Annotated in this window: 20 protein-coding genes; 3 read left to right on the top strand and 17 right to left on the bottom strand. The window is 69.7% G+C overall.

Features of this window, described 5'->3' with window-relative positions; genetic code table 11:
• Positions 1–29 precede the first annotated feature (29 nt).
• The gene (locus MYSTI_RS15475; protein ID WP_015348705.1) at positions 30–398 is read left to right on the top strand and encodes a (2Fe-2S) ferredoxin domain-containing protein; all 369 of its coding nucleotides are present in this window, start codon (positions 30–32) and stop codon (positions 396–398) included.
• A gap of 9 nt (positions 399–407) precedes the next feature.
• On the opposite strand, the gene MYSTI_RS15470 is transcribed toward MYSTI_RS15475, so the two are convergent.
• The gene (locus MYSTI_RS15470) at positions 408–2,945 is read right to left on the bottom strand and encodes a CHASE2 domain-containing protein (RefSeq protein WP_044283690.1); all 2,538 of its coding nucleotides are present in this window, start codon (positions 2,943–2,945) and stop codon (positions 408–410) included.
• Positions 2,946–3,105: 160 nt separating this feature from the next.
• Between MYSTI_RS15470 and MYSTI_RS15465 the strand changes: the two genes are divergently transcribed.
• Positions 3,106–3,975, top strand: a complete 870-nt coding sequence (locus MYSTI_RS15465; RefSeq protein ID WP_015348703.1) for a hypothetical protein — start codon at positions 3,106–3,108, stop codon at positions 3,973–3,975.
• A gap of 66 nt (positions 3,976–4,041) precedes the next feature.
• Here the strand turns inward: MYSTI_RS15465 and MYSTI_RS15460 are convergent, their stop codons facing one another.
• From MYSTI_RS15460 to MYSTI_RS15425, 8 genes are all read right to left on the bottom strand, one after another.
• Positions 4,042–4,959, bottom strand: a complete 918-nt coding sequence (locus MYSTI_RS15460) for a hypothetical protein (RefSeq protein WP_044280437.1) — start codon at positions 4,957–4,959, stop codon at positions 4,042–4,044.
• A gap of 477 nt (positions 4,960–5,436) precedes the next feature.
• Positions 5,437–5,724 (bottom strand): YtxH domain-containing protein, encoded by a 288-nt coding sequence (locus MYSTI_RS15455; protein WP_015348701.1) that lies wholly within the window; start codon positions 5,722–5,724, stop codon positions 5,437–5,439.
• Between the two features lie 55 nt (positions 5,725–5,779).
• Positions 5,780–6,238 (bottom strand): hypothetical protein, encoded by a 459-nt coding sequence (locus tag MYSTI_RS15450; protein ID WP_015348700.1) that lies wholly within the window; start codon positions 6,236–6,238, stop codon positions 5,780–5,782.
• 35 nt (positions 6,239–6,273) lie between these two features.
• On the bottom strand, positions 6,274–6,474 hold the full coding sequence (locus MYSTI_RS15445; RefSeq protein WP_015348699.1) for a hypothetical protein: 201 nt from the start codon (positions 6,472–6,474) through the stop codon (positions 6,274–6,276).
• A gap of 55 nt (positions 6,475–6,529) precedes the next feature.
• Positions 6,530–6,751, bottom strand: coding sequence for a DUF3618 domain-containing protein (locus MYSTI_RS15440; protein WP_015348698.1), 222 nt, complete (start codon positions 6,749–6,751; stop codon positions 6,530–6,532).
• Complete coding sequence (locus tag MYSTI_RS15435) at positions 6,741–7,202, bottom strand: phage holin family protein (RefSeq protein ID WP_015348697.1); 462 nt, start codon at positions 7,200–7,202, stop codon at positions 6,741–6,743. Before MYSTI_RS15435 ends, MYSTI_RS15440 begins: the two co-directional genes overlap by 11 nt.
• A 151-nt stretch (positions 7,203–7,353) precedes the next feature.
• Positions 7,354–8,118 carry an endonuclease/exonuclease/phosphatase family protein gene (locus tag MYSTI_RS15430; RefSeq protein WP_015348696.1) on the bottom strand — a complete coding sequence of 255 codons (765 nt, stop codon included), beginning with the start codon at positions 8,116–8,118 and terminating at the stop codon, positions 7,354–7,356.
• Positions 8,119–8,131: 13 nt separating this feature from the next.
• Complete coding sequence (locus tag MYSTI_RS15425) at positions 8,132–8,650, bottom strand: hypothetical protein (RefSeq protein WP_015348695.1); 519 nt, start codon at positions 8,648–8,650, stop codon at positions 8,132–8,134.
• A gap of 277 nt (positions 8,651–8,927) precedes the next feature.
• Between MYSTI_RS15425 and MYSTI_RS15420 the strand changes: the two genes are divergently transcribed.
• Positions 8,928–9,902, top strand: a complete 975-nt coding sequence (locus tag MYSTI_RS15420) for a M23 family metallopeptidase (protein WP_015348694.1) — start codon at positions 8,928–8,930, stop codon at positions 9,900–9,902.
• Positions 9,903–9,920: 18 nt separating this feature from the next.
• Here MYSTI_RS15420 and MYSTI_RS15415 read toward each other — a convergent pair whose 3' ends face one another.
• The 8 genes from MYSTI_RS15415 to MYSTI_RS15380 all read right to left on the bottom strand — a co-directional run bounded on the left by MYSTI_RS15415 (position 9,921) and on the right by MYSTI_RS15380 (position 20,564).
• A complete protein-coding gene (locus MYSTI_RS15415; protein WP_015348693.1) occupies positions 9,921–10,703 on the bottom strand; it encodes an enoyl-CoA hydratase/isomerase family protein in 783 nt (260 codons plus the stop codon).
• Positions 10,652–11,353, bottom strand: a complete 702-nt coding sequence (locus MYSTI_RS15410) for a TetR/AcrR family transcriptional regulator (protein ID WP_015348692.1) — start codon at positions 11,351–11,353, stop codon at positions 10,652–10,654. Before MYSTI_RS15410 ends, MYSTI_RS15415 begins: the two co-directional genes overlap by 52 nt.
• 105 nt (positions 11,354–11,458) lie before the next feature.
• Complete coding sequence (locus MYSTI_RS15405) at positions 11,459–12,913, bottom strand: hypothetical protein (protein WP_233278282.1); 1,455 nt, start codon at positions 12,911–12,913, stop codon at positions 11,459–11,461.
• A gap of 242 nt (positions 12,914–13,155) precedes the next feature.
• A complete protein-coding gene (locus MYSTI_RS15400) occupies positions 13,156–13,506 on the bottom strand; it encodes a type II toxin-antitoxin system RelB family anti-toxin (RefSeq protein ID WP_015348690.1) in 351 nt (116 codons plus the stop codon).
• A gap of 60 nt (positions 13,507–13,566) precedes the next feature.
• A complete protein-coding gene (locus MYSTI_RS15395; protein WP_015348689.1) occupies positions 13,567–16,275 on the bottom strand; it encodes an LPS-assembly protein LptD in 2,709 nt (902 codons plus the stop codon).
• A 46-nt stretch (positions 16,276–16,321) separates the two neighbouring features.
• Complete coding sequence (locus MYSTI_RS15390; protein WP_015348688.1) at positions 16,322–17,746, bottom strand: AMIN domain-containing protein; 1,425 nt, start codon at positions 17,744–17,746, stop codon at positions 16,322–16,324.
• A gap of 82 nt (positions 17,747–17,828) precedes the next feature.
• Positions 17,829–19,103 (bottom strand): alpha/beta fold hydrolase, encoded by a 1,275-nt coding sequence (locus MYSTI_RS15385; protein ID WP_015348687.1) that lies wholly within the window; start codon positions 19,101–19,103, stop codon positions 17,829–17,831.
• Positions 19,104–19,280: 177 nt separating this feature from the next.
• Entirely contained in the window at positions 19,281–20,564 is a 1,284-nt protein-coding gene (locus MYSTI_RS15380) for a bifunctional folylpolyglutamate synthase/dihydrofolate synthase (RefSeq protein WP_015348686.1), read from the bottom strand.
• Between the last annotated feature and the right edge of the window lie 8 nt (positions 20,565–20,572).

Raw genomic sequence — 20,572 nt, 5'->3', positions numbered from 1 at the left:
GACTCCGTAGGGTGGGTGGTGTCTTGTCGATGAAGCGCTACCGCTTGTCTGTGTGCAAGGGGCCGACCTGCAAGGCCGGCGGCGCGGACGCCGTGTATGCCACGGCCCGGGAGGCGCTGACGGAGCAGGGGCAGGTGCCGCGCTGCGAGCTCTACCGGGGCGGCTGCTATGGCTTCTGCCACATGGGTCCCAACGTCGTGGTCCGCGAGGAGACCGGACGGAAGCGAGACCCGCTCTCCCCCGAGGACTACCAGCTCATGGGGTGGGACGGAGAGGTGTACTACTCGGAGATGACGCCGGAGAAGATGCGCCGCGTGGTGGCCGAGCACATCGCCCAGGACGCTCCCGTGCAAGCGCTCTTCGGCCAGCCGGACACGCCCGCTCCCGACGACGACTGAGGCCCTCGCTCAGGCCGCGGCGGGCGTTGACGGGACGTCATCCTCGCCGTGCACGCCGTCCCAATCCGAGGGCGGCGCCGTGACGATGTAGCGCGCGCAGCGGGCCATGTAGACGGAGGAGACGGGGTCCTTGAAGGTGATGGCGGAGCGCTCGAAGAGGGCGTGCGCCTCGGCGAAGTGGCGCTGGTGGTAGGCCGTCAGGGCCTGCGCGTGCAAGGCGAGCTGCTCCTGCTGCTGCGTGGAGAGCTCGCCCTTGCGGCCCATGAGCTCATGCACGCGCAGCGGCTCCGCCCTCCCCTTCATGCGCACCCGGTCCACCTCGCGGAAGACGTAGTTGTCGCCCGCGAGCAGCACGGTGCCGTCGCCCACGAGCACGTAGGTGCCGTACACCTTGTTGAGCGACTCCAGTCGGGCCGCCAACCCCACCGCGTCTCCGAGCACGGTGTAGTTGGACTTCAGCTCGCTGCCCATGTCGCCCACCACCACCTCTCCGGTGTCCACTCCGGCGCGGAAGCTCAGACGGCAGCCGTACTTCTTCTCCCAGGCGTCCTGCTTGTCGGCCAGCACGGCGCGCATCTTGAGCGCCGCCTCACAGGCCAGGTGCGCGTGGCGCTCGGTGCGCACCGGCGCGCCCCAGAAGGCCATCACCGAGTCGCCGATGTACTTGTCCACCTGCCCCGCCGTCGAGCGCACCACCGCCGCCATCTCGAGCAGGTACTCGTTGAAGAGGCTCACGAGCTGCTCGGGCTTCATGCCCTCGGAGAGCCGCGCGAAGCCCTCGATGTCGCAGACGTACACGGACATCCGCCGGCGCTCGGGGCGCATCAGGCTCAAGTCCCGCGTCACCAGCCGCGCCACCTCGGGGCTGACGTAGCGCCCCAGCGCCATCTGCACGAAGTCTCGAATCTGCTGCTCGTTGCGGAACGCGTAGACGGTGGTGACGGCGAACGCCCCCACCATGGCCAGCAGCGGCCCCGCCATCGCCACCCAGAGCCGCTGCTCGATGAAGAAGTAGAAGGCCGCCGCCGTGTAGCCCGCGCCCGCGAGCCCCAACCCGCTCAGGTACAGCAGCACCCCGCGCACCGAGCGCAGCAGGAAGCTGAGCGACAGCGCGAGGAACGCCCCCAGGAACGCGAGCCCCACCGTGAGGCCCAGGTCGTAGTCCTCGGGCGCGCGGGAGATGCCCTCCGAGCGGAGGATGTTGGCCAGGGCCTGCCCCAGGATGGCGCCTCCCGGCGTCTCCACGCCGATGGGCGTGTGCCGCAAGTGACCTGACTCCCCCGCCGTGCGCGTGAGGACGACGGTGCGGCCCTCCAGGTCATTGTCGAACCGCGCGGGGCGCTCGTCCGCGACGTCGAAGACGTTGAGCAGCACGTTCCACGCGCGAATGGAGCGGGACAGCGAGCCGCGAGAGCCTCGCCCCGCGGTGGGGGCATCCCACCGCATCAAGCTGAAGCCCGACGCGTCCATCGGCACCGAGTACACATCGCCCACGTGCAGCCGGCCGGCCGCGTAGCGAAGCACTCGCGTGTTGGCCAACCGCATCGCCGCCGCCAGCGGGAGTGAGGGCAGCACATGGCGGCCATCCCGGGCGGTGTAGGCGACGAGGTGAGGGATGCCTCGCACCACGCCATCCGGGTCCGCGGAGAGCGTCGCCGCGCCGTACCCCGCCCCACCGCCCAGCAGCGGTGCCACCGGGTGCTGGAGCTGACGCACCTCCACCAGTCGGGCCGGGTCCAGCCCCTCCACGTGGACCTCCGCCAGCGCGACGAAGAGGTCCGTGGGGCCCATGCGGAACGTGTCGTCCGAGGCTCGCCGCTCCTCGATGGCGGCCCCCGGCACTCCGAGCCTCGAGCCCAGCTCCCGTGCATCCGCTTCATCCGTGGCGGCGCCCCACACCTCCACCTGGCTGCCCGCGGGCATGACGTAGGCGGGCCGCTGCACCGCGAGCACGGACTGGGCGCGGGCATGGGCCTCGGAGGAGCTGGGGAACGTGCCGACCTTCACGCGGTACGGCCAGAGTCGGCTCGTGGGCGGCATCACCCTGGAGCCCTGGGACTCCCAGGAGAACGACAGCAACGCCTTGCCCGACTCGCGCTCCAGCAGCTCGCGGAACGCGGAATCGTCGCTGGAGATGGCGCCCGGCGACAGCTTCGGGTTCACGCAGGCATTGGGGCTCAGCTCGGGGAACGGCAGGTCCAGGAGGACGAGCAGCGCCCCCTCCTCCACGAGGCGGTGCGCCATGGCGCCCACCAACTGCCGAGGCCATGGCTGGGTGGCGACACCCGGGCGGTCGTCCTGACGGGCCTCGGCGAGTGTCTCGTCGTCGATGGCCACCACCACGGCTTCGTCCGGCCGCTCCGAGCGCGCCCCGAGCTCCAGCACGCGCCAGTCGTAGGTGCGCCTCTCCAGTCCCTCCAGCCAGTCGCGCGCGCCCTCGACGAGCCCGGAGGGTCCCCACCCGGATGACTCGCCACGGACCGCGCCGTGTTGAGGGGCTCGCAGATACACGAGGAGCCCCAGCACACAGCCGAAGAAGACGGCCATCGCCGACGAGAAGCCGAGCCGCTTGAAGAAGCGCCGGCTCGCGGAGTGAACGCGGTGTCCTTGCACGGGTCCCCCCAGAATACCCCGAGTCGCCGAGTGCGCGGGGCTTGTCGCGCACGCCTGCTATGCTTCGGGGACTCGCAGCATCCAGGAAATCCCCATGAAACGCGTCCTCTTGTCCGCAGCGGTCGCCACCCTCTTCCTCGTCCCCCTGGCGTGTGACTTGGAGAAGACCGGCCAGCAGCTCACCGCCGACCACGTGATGGTGGGCACCCTCCTGGCCACCCCCGAGGTGGAGGTGTCGCCGTTGGCGCTCGCGGGCTTCGACGGGGGGAGCCAGATCCCCGACAGTGGCCCTGTCATCTCCCTGCCCGCCCAGACGGCGGCGCTCATCTTCTTCGGCTCCAAGAACGGCGAGAACTCGCAGCCTTCGGGTGTCTCGGGCGCGAAGGCCACGCTCCAGCCCTTGAATGGACAGGCCACCGCGCTGAACGAGGATGGCTCCGGGAGCTACAGCCGCACCAACGTGGCGGGCAGCGACCCGGAGCTGGCGTATCAGTCCGGCGCCACGTACCAGTTCATCGCCGCGCGGAATGGGACGCGCTATGTCGGCCAGGTCGACGACGCGCCCGTGCAGGAGAAGATTGCGCAGCTTCATCCCCCCAAGGGCTTCCTCGAGCTCTCCGCGGGGGCTTCGCTGACGTTCGACCGCGCGGCGGTGCCGGGCAACAAGGAGCGCACACTCGGCTTCGTCACCGTGGTGCCGTTGAGCTCGGATGGAGAGAAGGGCGACCCGACCTACTCCACCATGCCCACGACGCCCATGGAGTTCCTCCAGCTCGTCGCTGTGCCGGGCTCGTACCGCGAGGCACGCATCACCATTCCGGGCACGGCGTTCCCCAGGGCCAACCAGACCTATCTCGTCATCTTCAACTCGGTGCGACTGGGCGGCGCCGAGTCCGATAACCTGTTCATCGGCAGCGCGCTGATTGCGGGCATCGCGGACGTGGGCATCGTCCGGACGCACTGACGCGAGCGTCCACTTGTAGCCTGGCCATCAGGGTCCGCCGCGAGGGACTTCGCGCGGCGGAGTGGCTCAGCCGGGCTCGATGTCCAGCTCGATGCGCCCCGTCAGCTTGAGACGGAGCAGATGGCCGGCGAAGCGCTCGGCCTCCTCGCGGCCGAGGACATTGCGGAACGACGTCCCTTCCGCGACTTCCACCTCCAGCACGGCGCCGCGCTGGAGGAGCCGGAAGAAGTCCTCGCCTCCGCCGGGCCGGGGAATGGACAGGGGCAACATCCCCTTCAGCGGGAGGACCTCTTTCGCGCCGCGCACGAGCTCCGCCAGGGCCCGCGCATCCGGACGCACGTGCTCGGGTGCCACACTCTCGTCGGGGTAGAGCGGCGCGGGAGCCAGTGACACATCCTCCGTCGAGTCGTCGAGGAGGAAGCCGTATCGCGACGGAATCCGCCCCGTGAAGAGCAGACACAGCAACACGGGCGTGTCCCCCGTCACGCGCTCCACGTGGAGGATGGAGCGCTCCGTCCCCACTCGACGCAGCAACAGCGTGAGGTGGGGACGCTGGGCCGCGAGGTACCGCTGAACGCGGTCCTTCAACGTGCCGCGAATCTCCTCGAACGCGGAGGCATACCCCGCCTCCGACTCCGCTTCGCGCGCGGCCAGTGCCTCGCGTGTCTTGGACAGGCGCGCCTCGGCATCGCGAAGGAAGTCTCCAGCGGAGTCCTGCGCGGGCACCAGGCCCGGCACTTCCGACGCCACGGGTTCCAGCCCCGCGGCGCGCACGGCCCCCAGAAGGAAGGAGCCCTGCTGGTTCAACCGCTCCCGCTCCTCGCGGAACCGCGCGACGGAAGAGGCATGCTCTACCTTCAGCTCCAGCCAGGCCTCATACCCGGACTCGAGCGTCTCCAACGCGCGCAGACGCGCGAGCGCCGCCTCGGGTCCTCCAGGCACACCCACGGGCCCCAACGCTCCACCCTTCGTCGACTCACTCACGGCCGCCGAGTCTACACCCGGCCTCGGGCGAGACCGGCCCGGCGCGCATGAATGTGCTCGGCCGAGACGGGCCGCCCTCACACGGGAGAGGTCGAGAGGGGCAGTCGATTGGAGCCCCGCGCCCGAGGGCCGAGCAGCACATTCGCCCCGCCCCTGCATTCACGGCGCGGAAGACGTCGCCCCTTTGCGAGGTCGACAGGGGCAGCCCATTGGGGGCCTTGGGCCCCTGAGGGCCGAGCAGAGACCCATCCCGCCTCTGCACTCACGACACGAGAGACATCTCTCACCGGCGAGGTCGACTGGTGCAGCCCATTGGAGGTCTTGCGCCTGTGGCCAGGCAACACATCCCCCACCCCTGCGCTCACATCCGCCACGCCCCTCAAAAAGCCAGGGCCTCCATCCGAAGCCGACTCGCGGCACGGAGGGAGGCCCTCGCTTCACCACCCCGCGCCTTGTCGGCGCGGAGGACCCCTCAGCTCAAGACGTCCGGGAGGCCGGGCCACCCTGCGACTGGGCACCCTCGTTCCGCCCCAGCGTGTTCGCGAGGTAGTCCTGCCCGCCCTGCAGCCGGTTGCGCAGGTCATCCCGCAACTGGTTGCCCGTCTTGGGCGCGAAGAGCAGCCCCAGGCCCGCGCCCACGAGCAGGCCCGCGGCGAAGGCCCCCAGCACCGGGAGCACATCCTCCGTCGCGCTGCGACGGGTCTCCAGGCCGATGAGGTTGAGCAGGTCGTCCTTGTCCATCTTCTTGAGGGCGTTCAGGTTCATTCGCGACTCCAGCGAGCGAGGTGCAACCAACGACGTGGGAATGAGAAAGGGAACGCTAGTAGGACGGCGGCCTCGGCTTGCCCGCCGCGGATGCATCCGCCGCCGCCGTGCCGTCCATCGGCGGAGAGGGGGGCGGGCCGGACATCCTCCGCCCCGCCTGATACCCCTGAAGGGCCGTCTCGGCCATCCCCAGGAGCTCGTCCTTCACGAACGGCAGCGCAGCCAGCCGCACACCGAGCCGCAGGATGCGGGCCGTCAGCGGTGTGAAGAGCCCACCGCCCAGCACGTAGCCCACACCGAGCGCCGCCGCCATCATCCCGTACGGGTTGCGCTCCACGCGCCCCCGGACGTCCAGCGTCGCCCCCAGGTCATCCACCGCGCCCCGAGCATCACTCCAGAGCTGCTGCGCCTCCGAGCCCAACTGGTCCACCCGACTGCCGAACCCCGCATCGGAGCCCTGCTGCTCCCGGGACGCGGGGTCGCCATTGCCTGAAGCCCCTGGATAGTTCGTCATGAGTGTCCTCTCCCGTCTGCGGTCCGCGGCGCCGCTCAGCGGCGCGAGGCGATGCGCCCGATGAGGAAGCCCACGGCCACGGCCCCCAGCAAGCACGTCCCGGGGTTGGCCCGGATGAAGCTCACCACACGGTTGTTCATGTCCACCAGGTTCTGCCGCGCCTCATCGAGCTGCGGCACCACTCGGTCCTGGAGCTGTCGGGCCCGGTCGGCCACCTGCTGCGGGTTCATGTCCATGAAGGTGCTCTCCTCATTCAAGAAGTAAACTGCCTGTGTCTCGGGCCCGGGCCGCTCAGCGGCGGGAGCCCAGCAAGTAGCCCACCGCGAACGCCGCACCCACACACGTATAGGGATGGCGGCGCACCCACTCGCGCCAGTCCGCGACGAAAGCCACTTCCTCACGCAGCTCGCTCACCGAGGTGGCCAGCTCCGCTCGCGTTCGTTCGATGTCCTCGCGCAGCATCGCGCTGGTGCGCGGCCCCACGGGCTTGGGAGAACCGTTGCTAGCGCCCATTCGTGGGCTCCTTGAAGAGATGACCGTCTCCGCCCGGGAGAGTATGGCCCGAGGCCACTGGGGCCGGGGCGGCGAATGCCGCCATGCTACGGGACAGCTCGTCCGTCGTGTCATCCATCATCCGCCGTGTCTTCAGTCGCTGCAGCGCCCAAGCCACGCCGCCCCCACCCGCCACCAGGTTCAGCAGCGCCACCAGCCCCAGCGCCCCCGCCCAGCCCACGCGCGGGGCCAGCACCGCCGCGAGCGCGCCACACGCGAACGCATAGCCCACGAGGATGAAGGGAACGAAGGCGACAATCAGCGCCACGTTCATCCCGGTGGCCTTCAGGTCCTCCGTCAGCTCCAGCCGAGCCAGCTGCAAGTGTTGCGTCACCAGCCGGCTGAAGCTCTCCGCCATGCGGCCGACGAGCGCGGCGAGCCCACGCTCCGTCTGTTCGCTCCCCACGTGCATTCACTCTCCGGCCGGTGCTCACGTCCTCACAGAGACCCAGAAGTGGCGCCAACCTAGGCACCCCTGCCCTCGGGGACAACCTCTCCCCTGGATGTCGTCTGCCTGGCGTTCGCTAGCGTCGGCCACTCAACGCGCCCGCCATCTCCCCACGCTACCCGATGAGCTGTACCGGAGGAGAGGGGGTGGTGGCCACGGCAATGGGCGCCTCGAAGCGAAGCACCAGCGGGAGGTGGTCGGAGGCCCGCCGGCTGAGCGCCGTGCGGTGGGGATGGATGGCGAGAGGCCGCACGCCGGAATCCACGTAGATGCGGTCCAGCCGCAACAGGGGCCAGCCCGTGGGGTACGTGCGCGCGGGTGTGCCCAGCTCCAGCGCGGCGTCATGGATGGCCTTGCGCACCAGCGAGGGCACCGCGCCGTTGCCCCAGTAGTTGAAGTCCCCGCACACGACGGCCGGGTCCTTGCGCACGGCGTCTCGCAGGATGTCGGAGCCCAGCAGCAGCGCCTCCTGCCGACGCCGCTCCGACACCCGCAGCCCCAGGTGGAGGGAGAAGACGTGGAGCTGCAGCCCGCCGCCCAGGTCCAGGTCGCAGCGCAGCGCGCCCCGAGGCTCGCGCCGCTCCACGCTCAAGTCGTAGTTCTTCGAGTGGAGGATGGGCAGCCGCGTGAGGATGGCGTTGCCATAGCGACGGCCGTTTCGCACGACATTGGGCCCGAAGGCCATGTGCATGCCGAGCATGTCGGCCAGGTGCTCGGGCTGGTCCTCGCGGGAGGTGCGCCCGCGAAAGTCGCCCACCTCCTGCAGCGCGACGATGTCCGCTCGCACTTCGCGGAGCACCTCACCCACGCGGCCCAGGTCGAAGCGACCGTCCGTCCCGATGCCGCTGTGGATGTTGTACGAGACGAGCGTCAGCTCCACGCGCGCGTGCTCTTCACCCTTCGGCGGGACTGAAGCGCCGCACCGCCAGGCGCACCACCTCGACGGGCAGCGACGCCAGCCGAGCCATCGCCTTGGCCACGTCGCCCAGCCCCCCTCTCATGCTCTGGAGGTGGCGCCCCGCCTCGTCGAGCAGGTCCGGCAGCCGGCCCCGTGGTGGCTGCTCCCGCGTGGGAGGCAGCGCCCCGATGGGCAGCGTGCCGCGCAGGACCGGATGCCCCTTGCGCTCCTTGCCCCGTGCGCCGCGCTTCATCCCCGAGCCACCGCGAGACACGCGGGTTTCGGGCGATGCGTTCGCGAGCTCCTCGAGCTGCGCCTCCATCTGCCGCGCGTGGAAGAGCTCCTCCGTCTCGGAGAAGGACCGCCCGTAGTGGACCCCCTCCTCCCGCCCCGCCTGCTCCTCCGGATGCGCGCGGGACTGAGCCAGATGCGCCTTGTCCCTCCGGCGCATGCTGCGGCTCTGCGGCAGGGTCTTCGGCACCTGGAAATGGTCGAAGCTATAGGGACGAGGCATCCGCGAATCTCCTCAAGGCCAATCGGGTCCGGAGAAGAAGGTAGGGAGCCCGGAGGTGCGCCGGTAAGGCTCCACCCCACGCCAATCAGCCGGTTGCCCGTCCACACGCCCTTCCGCCTTCCGTTTCCGGGCTCTCCGACGTCCGGGCGTGGACACTGTCGAGCACCTGCCATCGTCCGAGTACCGCTCCCCTGCCGGGTTGCAGTCCAGGCGTCCGACACTCCCACTTCTCACCCTGGGAAGCCCCCTGGACTTCGTGGTGTAACGGGAACCACTCATGGCTTCGCTTCCCGCACGCTCGCGATATTCCCTTTCCTCTCGATGGACGCTCGCGCTGCTTGCCCTCGGTGCCAGTGCCCAGGCCGCGGAGCCCTCCTCCGCCACGCCCGTCGCGGTGGCGGTGGCGCAGGCAAGGCCTCAGCTCTCACTGCACCCGGGCTCGGCCCGGCCGGGAGACCCGGTGATGGTGGCCGTGCGAGGCCTGGCGGGGATGCCCACGGGGACCCTCGCGGGGCGCCCCCTGAAGTTCTTCGCCTGGGGCGAGGGCTTCCTCGCGGTGACGGGGCTCTCCGTGGAGCTCGCGCCCGGGAGCGCCATGGTGCACGTGGAAGCCCCCGCGCTCGCGGGCGGCGCGCCGGTGGAGCTGGCCGGGACGCTGGACGTTGTGGAGCCGGGCTATCCCGCGCGAGAGCTGAAGGTGTCCGGAAAGTACGTGGAGCCCCCCGCCTCCGTGAGGACCCGCATCGCCGCGGACAAGCGTGCCTTCGCGGCGGCGTTCGACCAGCCCTTCAGCTCGCCCCACTTCGCGCAGAACTTCGTGCGCCCTCGGCAGGACCGCATCACCGCGCCCTTCGGCGACAAGCGCACCTTCAACGGCAAGCTGTCCAGCCAGCACTTCGGCGTGGACCTCGACGGAGACCCGGGCGCCCCGGTGATGGCCAGCAACGAAGGCACCGTGGTGATGACGCGCGACAACTACGCCGCGGGCAAGACGGTGCTCATCCACCACGGCGCGGACCTCTACACGTCGTACTTCCACCTGTCGCGCATCCACGTGAAGAATGGCGCCAAGGTGACGCAGGGCCAGCGCATCGGCGAGGTGGGCAGCACCGGCCGCGTCACCGGCCCCCACCTCCACTGGGGCGTGAAGGTGGGCGGTCGCTGGGTGGATGGTGAATCCCTGTTGCGCCTGGACTTCTTCCCCACCCCGCCAGCCATGGCCAGCGGGGAGACGGGGGCCGGCGCTCAGTGAGGGCCGTCCTGGCTCAGCTCAGCGGTCCTTCCACTGAGGAGGCCGCTTCTCCAGGAAGGCCGAGACGCCCTCGGCGGCGTCCTCGGCCAGCACGTTGAGCGACAGCTGCGACGCGAGGAACTCCAGCGCCGCGGGCAGGGGCAGGTCCTCCGCGGTGAAGAAGGCGCGGCGCCCCAGCGCGAGCACCGACTGACTCTTGCCCGCGAGCTTGTGGGCCAGCGCCGCCACCGCGCCATCCAGCTCCGCCGCGGGCACCACGCGGTTGAGCAGCCCGAGTGACAACGCGTCGCGCGCGGAGAGCCGGTCGCCGGTGAGCACCAGCTCCAGCGCCCGCTTGCGGCCCACGTGGCGCTGCAAGAGCGCCATCATCATCATGGGGAACAAGCCCACGTCGATTTCGGGCGTGCCCAGGTCCGCGCCCTCCACCGCGACCGCCAGGTCACACGCGAGCACCAGGCCCAGGCCCCCGGCCAGCGCATGGCCGTTGACGCGCGCCACCGTCGGCTTGCGGACCTCCTGGAAGCGGGCCAGCAGCTTCCCGTAGGAGCGGCGCCCCTCGTGGGTGGAGAGAAAGCCCGCGTCACCCGTCATCTGCCCCAGGTCTCCGCCCGCGCAGAAGACCTTCTCGCCCGCGCCGGTGAGCACCACCACGCGCACGGCGGAGTCCGCGTCCGCGCGCTCCAGGCCATCCATCAACGCCTTCACCACCGAGGGCGACAAGGCGTTGCGCGCCTTGGGCCGGTTGACGGTCAGGAGGGCTTGGGGGCCTTGGACTTCGTAGAGGACGTCTCCGGCTTCCATTCGTCTTTCTCCGCGCCTGGCGACGCGCCGACCAGGACGCCGTGAAGGAAGGTGTCGGCAATCTGCGCCTTGGCGCGCTCGAGCGCCTGCGCATCCCGCGAGTCCGCGAGTCCCGTGACGAAGGCGGTCAGCCCCATCTCGATGGCGCCGAAGAGCAGCGCGGAGGACAGCAGCGGGTCCGCGTCCGCGCGCAGCTCCCCCGCTTCCTTCGCCCGGGTGAACAGCTCCGAGCTCAAGCGGATGGCGTCCACGAAGGCCGTCTGCCGGTTGATGCGAGAGCCCGCGGGGCTGCGCGCAATCTCCAGGATGAGGACCTTCACCGCGCGAGGGTCCACGCGGTACGCCTCGAAGGCCACTTCCACCACGCCGCGGACCTTGGCCTCCAGCGAACCTTCGCCCTCCACCACCACGCGCACACGCGTGACGAAGCCGCTCCAGCCCGTGTCGAACACGGTCTCCAGCAGCTCATCCTTGTTCTTGAAGTAGTGGTAGACGAGGCCGTAGGCGACACCGGCCTCCTTGGCGACGTCGGCGATGCGGCAGCCGTGGTAGCCCTTGCGGGCGAACACATCGATGGCCGCACGCAGGATGGTCCGGCGGCGTTCGCTCTCGCGGTTGCCGTTGTCCGCCGCCGACTTGCTCTGGCCCACGACGTCCTCCACCGGCCGGTTGATTCTTCAATCAGCCGGTGCGGACCCTACGGATGCAGGCTCCCGGGGTCAATGGGTACTTCTCCGGGAGCCCGCTGGTTTACATCAGAGCACGGTGCCCGACAGCGTCGGAGCGGCCACGAAGGCCTTGTGCCCCTCGAGCTGCGCGGCGGTGTACGTGCAGGTCGCGTCGGCCTTCCAGTTGACGGCCGACGGGAACGGCCCCGGCTGCGGCTCCTGCGTCTCATCGTGCCGGTCGCTGATGATGTACTGCTCGATGTGGTACGAGGGGTACGTGAAGGCGATGACGCCCGTCACGAACGGCTCGATCTCCACCGGGCCCTCGGCGCCGCCCTTGCAGCCATCGCCATCCGAGTTCTGGGCCATGCGGTTGTACCAGGGGTCCGCCACGAGGAACGTGGAGCGGGCCGAGCTGAAGTGGGCAATCGCGACGGGGGGCGCGTTGGGCGCCGGGATGAGCTGACGCACGGTCTCCGGGCGGTCCAGCGCGTGCGGCCAGCCCGTCCAGATGATGCGCTCCTGCGCCCAGATGAGCGTGGAGGCATCGAAGGCGCCATTCTTGCCGTTCCAGCGACCGTCGCCGTTGGTGTCGACGAAGCGCTCGTTCGCGTCCCACGTGCCGTTGTCGTTGCTGTCGACGAAGGGCTCGGTCAGGTCGACGAAGGGCTCGCCCTGGTCCCACTGGCCATTGTTGTTGTTGTCGTCGAAGGCTTCCTCGCCCGCCGTGACGGCGATGAGGGAGACCAGGTTGTCGCGCGGGTTCAAGGTGATTCCCGGCCGGATGGGGTCGGGGCGACGGGGCTCCGGGCGCGTCACGAAGGGCTGCGGCGCGGTGTTGCCGTGGGCCGCCACCGGGTTCTCCTCCCAGAGGAACGGGTGCATCCACAGCGGCGCGATGTACTCGCCCGTGTGCGTGGAGTCGTTGGTCGGGTTCCAGGTGAACTCACCCGGCTCCACGTCCAGCGGCAGCGGCAGCGAGGTCTTGTAGAGGACCAGGGCGTTGCCGACCACGTCCGTCACGGACGTCGCGGAGGGACCGATGGTGCCGGCCTCCGTGAGGAAGGACACCTGCGCGCCCTCGATGCCGTCGCCGTTGCGGTCACCCACGTGGGCGATGCAGTTCAGCTTGACGCCCGCGATGAGGTGGCGCGTCTCATCCCAGGCGCCGATGGCGTGGTGGAGACCCGAGCCGTCACCGGCGAACGAGCCACACTGGAACGTGAGCTGGCGCGAGCTGGAGTTGGTACCAGCGAAGGCGATGACGGGCGAGATGACCGTCTTGACCTCCCCGCCCTCTCCCGCCGAGGCCACGACCACCGCCGAGGCGACCCGGCCGCCACGCGCGACAATCTGCACGGAGACCATGCCGTCACCGGGGTTGGTCGTCCCCTCGGTGGGCGACAACTCCACGCCCGGCACCGGAGACTGGAGCGCGAAGGTCACCCGCGTTCCCGCCTGCGGACTGCCACGCGTGTCCACGGCGCGGAAGCGCAGCGTGGTGATTTCACCCAGCCGAGGCCGGGGCGGATTCTGATCCACGAACTCAAGCGTGGCAGGAGCCGGCGAAGAGCACGCCAACCACACCATGCTCGTGAAGGCCACCAGAGAGGCCAGACCCGGACGCATCAACGAAGACTCCTTGACGAGGATGGAACCACGCTGTGCGCGAGCAGCGCACAGCGCATTTCCGCCATCTTCTCGGTCTACCTACCGTCCAGTCAAGAACAGGACTGGAAGACCGTGGACCCCTTGCGTCCAACGGGGGTCCAGGAGGGGGGTGTTCAGGCGACAGTGCCGCTGAACATCACCCGGGCGACCCCGAGCAGGCGGTCCACGTCCCGGGCGGTGAGGCCCCGGGCGCGTGCGAAGTCCGACAGGGGACGCAACAGGTCCTCTGTCTGGGCAAGGGTCTGCTCCGTCCCAGTGAAAAGCTCACCCAGGCTGACGCCAAGGGCGTTGGCCAGGGCGGCGAGTGTCTCCACGTGGGGGACGCGCTCGCCGCGCTCGATCATGGAAAGAAAGGAGACGCTGATCTGAGCCCGCTCCGCGAGCTCTTCCTGCGTCCACCGCTCCGGCCTCTGCGTACGAAGCTCGCGGATGCGCTGGCCGATTCGTTTTCCGAGGTCCGACACGAAATACTTCTCCTGGCTACTGGGGGGGATTTGGGAACCACCGTTCACACCGAGTGATTCCTAGCCGCCTGACCCGAAGGAACCCAATCCCGCGACCGTGAAATTCACACCAGAAAATTCCAGTCCGAGATCACGCCGCAGAGTCACTACGCCCTCGACGCGCCAACAGTCACATGCGGGACCGTAGGACACGCCCAGTGTCTGTTGTGTGAGAGGATTGAAGATCCTGTTTTGTGAGATCTCTTGGTTTGTTGGATCCTGGGAGGGCGGCTGCACCAAGGCTTCGTACCGCACCCCGAGGCCAAATCCGAGCATCAAACGCGTACCCGCGATGAGGGCCTGAGTCCGCTCGGTTGCAAAGAGACCGGGCGTTTCCCGGGATAGACTGCCTACCAAGGCATCCAGAGGGCGTCGGATGGAATCCGGCCCCACGGCGTTGCGCGGCTCACCGCGGTTGAAGGCCCGGTCGCTGACCGTGAGGACGTCGTCATAGCGGGCGTAGAGCGCGTGCCCCTTGCCGTCGTCGATGGAGAAGTCTGCGCTGAGCTGGGTGAAGCGGCCGGTGTTCGGGTCGAACCGGACCATCGCACCGCCGTTGAGGATGCCCGCGCTCGTGCTCACCCGCGCGAAGGTGTCGCGAAGGATCGGCTGTGAGTTGATATCCACGGGCTTGTTGGCCGCGGGCACGTAGCGCGTCAGGTCGAAGCCTTGCCCGAGGCGCAGCCGGAGGGGCTCGCGAATCCAGTTGCCGGTCTTCAGGCGCAGCGACTGCTCCACGGCCAGCACCCCCTGGAGGAAGCCTCGGGTGGCCCCTGCCCGCGTGAGCGGGACGGCGAAATCGATTTCGTCGTAGGGCTGCGCGAAGTCGCCATCACCCGCGCGCACGAAGGGCACGCTGCCCCACCCGCCCGGCACGTAGCGCAGCTCCAGCGAGGGCGTGATGGCGTGGCGCACCGCCGCCTTCTCCCCCTCCCACGTGCGGACCAGCTGGGTGTCCAGCAGAAGCCCCGCGATGGGATAGCCCCGCTGCCACGCCTTGCCGGAGTACTCGCCGGCCCAGACATCCTGGCGCAGCGACAGCGAGGGCGTCATGCGCGCGACGTTCCCCAAGGCCACGGAGGTGGAGAGGCGCGAGGTGAAGTCGATGCGGTCTCTCGCCTCGCGGTCTCCCGGGTCGAAGCGACCGTTGGCTTGTCCCAGGTCGAGGGGCGAGGTGCCTTGGATGCCCAGCGGGACATACAGCCCGTCGGGCCGGAAGATGCCGTCGACGCCCTCGTCGCCAAAGCCCCCGCTGTAGGGCGCCAGGCGCGTGAACTCCGCGCGCAACCCTCCGGTGAGCCCCAGCAGGCCGTCCAACGGACGCTCCGGCAGCGCGAACACGAGGCCGGGCAAGCGCTGGAAGGTCTTCGGCCGAGGCAGGATGGGCGAGCCCGTCGGAGCATCCTTGGCTCCGGCGGGCACCCGGTTCTCCCTGAAGAACTGATAGGCGAAGCGGATGTCCTGTCGCAGTGAGACATCCAGGCCCGCGTAGAGGTCCGCCTGGCGCTGATACACGGTGGCGTTGCTGCGCAGGTAATCCACGCCCTGGATGAGGATGTCGGCGTTGAGGTCTCGCGTGTAGAAGCCGTCCGAGACGAACGCCGCGTCGACCCGGTCGAACCAGCCCGAGCCCAGGTCCTGGAGGTGCTGCCACGACGCCTCGCCCCGCCAGCCCCGCGGCTTATCGATGTAGCGCGGAATCTCCCCCTCGGGCGTCGGGTAGAAATAGAAGTCGCCTGTCCTGGGGTCTCGCAGAGGCTGGGAGTCGTGCAACAACCCCAGCGTGACGCGCCCGCGGGTCCGCTCGCTGGGCACGTAGCGGAACTCCGTGAGCAACCTGGGGCCCTTCACGCCGACGTTCCGAGGCAGCCTGTACTCCGACAACGTGACCGCATCAGGGCCGGGAACCGGGTCCGAGTCGTAGAGCCGGATGTCCTTGTCGTCGCCCGACCCCGAATAGTAGCCCGGCGTGATCGTCAGGTCGTAGCTGCGCCCCAGCGTGAGGAAGAACGGCTGCTGCACGCTGATGCCATTGAGGCCCGAGATCGTCGGGCTGGGGAGGAGGAAGCCCGTGCGCCGCTCGGACAGGGGCAGGTAGACCCACGGCAGCGCGAAGACCGGGACGGACTGCACATACACCACGGGCCAGGACAGCGTGGCGCGTTCGCCCAGGACGACGTTGGCGGAGCTGGCCTCCATGCGCCAGCTGGGCTCATCCGGGCCGCACTCGCATGGGGTGAAGGCCAGGTCATCCACCACGAAGGCGTTGGGCCCCGTGCGGCGGATGCGCGAGCCGCTGAGAATCACGGGCGTCTCCCCCATCGAGCGAAGCTCCTCGGGGTTCTTCGCCGCGAGCATCGCCTCCTGGGTGACGCCCTTCTTCTGCATGAAGAGGCCGCCCTTGAGCGTGGCCTCGAAGGTGCGGATGTCCACCCTCACGTCGTCCGCCACGGCGGCCATGCCGCCCGGCCCCACGAACATGACGTTGCCGGTGGCCGTGGCCACCTGGTTCGCCTCGTCGTAGGTCACCTCGTCCGAGCGCAGCAGCATCTCGCCGGTGCGCAGCTCGCAGTGGCCGCGCGCGGTGAGGAGCTGCTTGTCGGCTTCGTAGGTGAGGAAGTCAGCCGCCAGCTCCACCGTCTCGCCGGAGGGGAGCTGAACCTGGGTGGCGAGCGGAAACTGCGCCGTGGACATCAACAGCGCAGCGGCGAGCGGAACGAGGAGGCTCATTCAGGGGCGAAGGGTATGCCGCGCCACGGCCGCGCGCGGACCCTTATCACCGAGCCGTGCGCTGAAAATCCAACGAAATGACGTTGCCGTCCTGCCGGGCCTGGACCGGAGCGTTCTGCCGGAGCTGGATGGTGACACGCACATTGCGGCCATCCGCGTCCGCCTCCACCTTGGTGACGGGCGAGTTGAAGTAGGACGTGTCCAGCGGGCGCGTGTTGTTGCTCAGGTCGATGCGGCTGTTCTCCAGCTCCAGCACCACCGCGGTGCCCTGCTCGCTCACGGTGTAGCGCGCCGGCTCATTCGTCTGGATGAAGACACGCGAGGCCCCGGGCTGCTGCTGGAACCCGACCAGCGTCATCGTCTTGCGCCGCGACGACACCTCGGCCGAGTCCCCGCCGCTGGCCACTTCACGACGCTCGCGGGGCGTGGCCATGGCCAGGCGCTCCTGCTGACGGCGCTCACGCTCTGCGCGGGCCTCCTCCTCGCGCTGACGGCGGGCCTCCGCGGCCTCGTCCTTCGCGGCCTGCGCCGCGGCACGCTTCTCGTCCTTCGCCGCCTGGGCCGACGCACGACGCTCCTCCTCCGCGGCCTGCGCGGCGGCGCGCTTCTCGTCCGCGGCGGTCTTCGCGGCCGCGCGCGACTCCTCCTGCTCGCGCTTCTTCTGGTCGGCGGAGGCCTGGGCGGAGGCACGACGCTCCTCTTCCGCGGCCTGGGCGGAGGCGCGGGCCTCCTCTTCCTGCCGCTTGCGCTCGTCGGCGGCGGCCTGCGCGGAAGCACGGGCCTCCTCTTCCTGGCGCTTGCGCTCGTCGGCGGCGGCCTGGGCGGAGCGCTGCTCCTCGGCGCGCGCGTCGGCATCCCGCTGCCGCTGGCGCTCCTTCTCGGCTTCCGCGTCGGCCTGGGCCCGCGCGGTGGCCTCGGCGGCGGCCTTCTCCTGGGCCTGGCGGTCGGCCTCGGCGCGGGCGGAAGCCTCGGCGGTGGCCTTCTCCTGGGCCTGACGGTCCGCATCCGCGCGGGCCGAGGCCTGGGCGGCGGAGCCATCCGTCGTGGGCTTCTCCGTGGCGGCCGGAGCCTGGGCCACGGCCTGTCCCGCGCCGCCCACCACCTTGATGACGAGCTGGCTGTCCGTGGCCTGGATGTCGGTCTCCACCTCGCGCTCGTAGCCGATGAGCACGCGGGCGATGGCGGACTCATCCGAGCCGTAGCTGGCGGTGCGGATGCCCGTCACGGTGCCATTGCCCACCGGCGTCTCCTCGGGGACGTCGGAGAAGACGGCCTCGGAGATGTCGATGACGAGCCGCGGCGGGTCCGTCATGGTGAAGGTGGTGAAGTTCGCCTTCTTCGAGCCGGTGATGGTCACCGTCCCGCCATTCACCTGGACGCTGGTGATGGTGTTCAGGTTCGCCGGGGCTTGCGCGAGCGCCCAGAAGGGCACGAGCACCACGCCGAGCAGCCACACCGCTGAGGCCTTCATCAACCACTCCCGTTCACGTTGACAGAGGGCACGGATGGTAGCACGCGTGCCTTTCCCTCCAACTTTCCAGCCGGACGGCCCTTCAACGCAGGCGCGGCAGGGCCGGCGAGCGGTGGCGGTGTGTCCGGGCGTACTCGATGAGGTTCTTGATGTCGTAGCAGATTTGCCGGATGTCGTGCCCCATCGTCAGCTCGATGTGGCTGTTGCCCTTCACCGGCCGCCAGAGGAGGTACTCGCTCTTGGCCGCGCGATACACGCTGCGCGTCGACTCCACCGAGGCCAGCGGGTCCATGTCCCCGAAGATGATGGCCATGGGGATTTGAATCTTCTCGAAGCCGCGCTTGAAGTCGTAGCCGGTGCGGTAGCAGACCATCTCCCCGCGACGAATCCACCGGGCGAACTGCTCCAGCACCTTGCGGGGCTCGCGCTCCCCTCCCTCGCGCAGGAGCCAACGGATGTCATCCGAGCCCACCCGCTCCGGATTGATGAGCCGGTTCACCTTGGTCGTGAGCTGCTGATACAGCGGCGAGTCCTCCGCCTTCCCGATCTGCCGCTCCACGAACTTGAGGATGAGGTCCACCGGCACCGCGTCGAAGCGGAGCTTGCCGCGGGACTCGGGCTCCAGCCTGCGCCCCAGCTTCGAGTTCACCGCGCCCAGCCCCCGGGCCAGCAGCTTCTGCCCCACGCCCCCCACCTGCCCTCCCGCGTTGATGCTCGCGAGCGTCAGGTCGATCATCCCGCCCAGCATCGGCGCGCCATGCGCCAGCATGCGCAGCAACATGAAGCCGCGCCCCAGGTCCGCCGGAGCGCCGATGGTGATGAGGCCCTCGAAGTCGTCGTGGATGCCGGTGTAGCCGTAGCCCAGCATCCCGCCCATGGAGTGGCCGCAGTAGAAGATGCGCTCGCGGCGGGTGATGCGCTTCACCCCGGAGACCGCCGCCGGCAAGTCGTAGAGGAAGTAGCTGTCGATGTCCCAGCCGTACTTCAGGTCCGGCGGCACGGGGCGCTTGAAGCGCTCGGCCCTCTCCCGCTGGAAGTCGAGCGAGCTCTTGCCGTGCCCCCGCAGCTCCAGGATGTGGATGTCCACGCCGAAGAAGAGCAGGTTCTTGACGAACTGGCCGCTCGTCCACGTGTGCCGGTTCTGCGAGAAGCCATGCACCAGCAGCAGCGGCTCGCCGAACAGCGGCTGGGCGAAGGGCTGCTTCACCGGACGGTAACGGGTGATGACCAGCGACCAACCGTCCGCGGTCTCCACCACGTAGTTCGTCTTCACATACAGCGCCCGAAAGTCGACTTCGTCGATGGACGGGATGGCGGGCCCCGTCGTTGTCGCGGCTCTCCAGTCCGGCAGGCGCATGCCTTGAATCTACGGCGGCTGATGCAACGCGCCAAGGATTCAACCCCTCCACCCCCGCGCCCAGCGCACTCGAGCCGAAAAGACCCGCCCTGGAAGGTCACTCGCGTGTGCACCACCTGGCGGGAGACAGCCCCGGAAGGCTTTGCCACTGTCGTCCAGCCGGCTCGCGGCCACCCTTCAGGGCCCGCGCGTGCGCGCCCGCACCATCCCCACCAGGAAGAGTGAGCCTGTGCACAGGACGATGCCATCCGCGCCCGCTCGCCTGCGCGCCTCCGCCAGCGCCGCGTCCACGTCCGGCCACGCCGTCACGTCGGACACCAGCGCGCGGGCCTCGTCCAGGTAGGCCTCCGGAGCCAGCGAGCGCGGAGTGTCCAAGGGCGTCAGCTGCACGGAAGCACACGCGGGGAAGAGGGCCCGCATCATCGGCCCCCGGTCCTTGTCCGCCACCACGCCGAAGACACAGTGCACGGGACGTCCCGAGTACAGCGCCCGGAGCGACGCCAGCAGCACCGCCACACCCGCGGGGTTGTGCGCGCCATCCATGAGGACGATGGGCCGCTCCCCTACTTCCTCCAGCCGGCCGGGCCAGCGCGCCGAGCCCACCCCCGCCCTCGCGGCCTCGGTGGACACCCGCACCCCATGCGCGTCGAGCGCCTCCAGACAGGCCAGCGCCACCGCGGCGTTCTGCCGCTGATGGGGTCCCCGCAGCGAGGGGCGAAGTCCCTCCAGCCGCCAGGTGGGCCCCCGGTACGACAGGCTCCCATCGGACTGGAGCTCGGCGGAGAAGTCCCGGCCCTCCACCCACAGCGGGACGGACAGGGCGCGGGCCTTCACTTCGATGGACTCCAGCGCCTCCGGCTCCTGCGCCGACACCACACACGGAACGCCGGGCTTGAGGATGCCCGCCTTCTCTCCGGCGATGGCCCCGAGCGTGTGGCCCAGGTACTCCATGTGGTCGAAGGAGACGGGGGTGATCGCCGTCACCGTGGGCCGCGCCGCGTTCGTCGCATCCAGCCGACCGCCCAGGCCCACCTCCAGGACGACCACGTCCACACCCACGCGCGCGAAGTGCCACAGCGCGACGAGGGTGCCGAACTCGAAGTACGTCATCGGCTCCGAGACGGCGGACGGATATCGCTCCAGCACGTCGAGGATGGCGCGGCCGAACTCCTCGTCGGAGATGTCCTCGCCGTCCACCCGGATGCGCTCGTTGATGCGCACCAGATGCGGCGACGTGTAGAGGCCCACGCGGTGGCCCGCGGCCTGGAGCGCGGTGGCGGCGAAGGCGCAGGTGCTGCCCTTGCCGTTGGTGCCCGCGACGTGGAGCACCCGGAAGCGCTGCTCCGGGTGTCCCAGCGCGTCCAGGGCCTCGAGCACGCGCTCCAGCCCCAGCTTGATGCCGGAGGGGTTCAGCCGCGCGAGGAAGGCCAGCGCTTCTTCAGGGGTCCTGGGCGCGCTCATGTCCACGG

It is taken from the genome of Myxococcus stipitatus DSM 14675, from assembly GCF_000331735.1.
Lineage (GTDB): Bacteria > Myxococcota > Myxococcia > Myxococcales > Myxococcaceae > Myxococcus > Myxococcus stipitatus.
The sequence above is the reverse complement of the archived record's forward strand: the minus strand, read 5'-3'. Positions and strand labels throughout refer to the sequence as shown.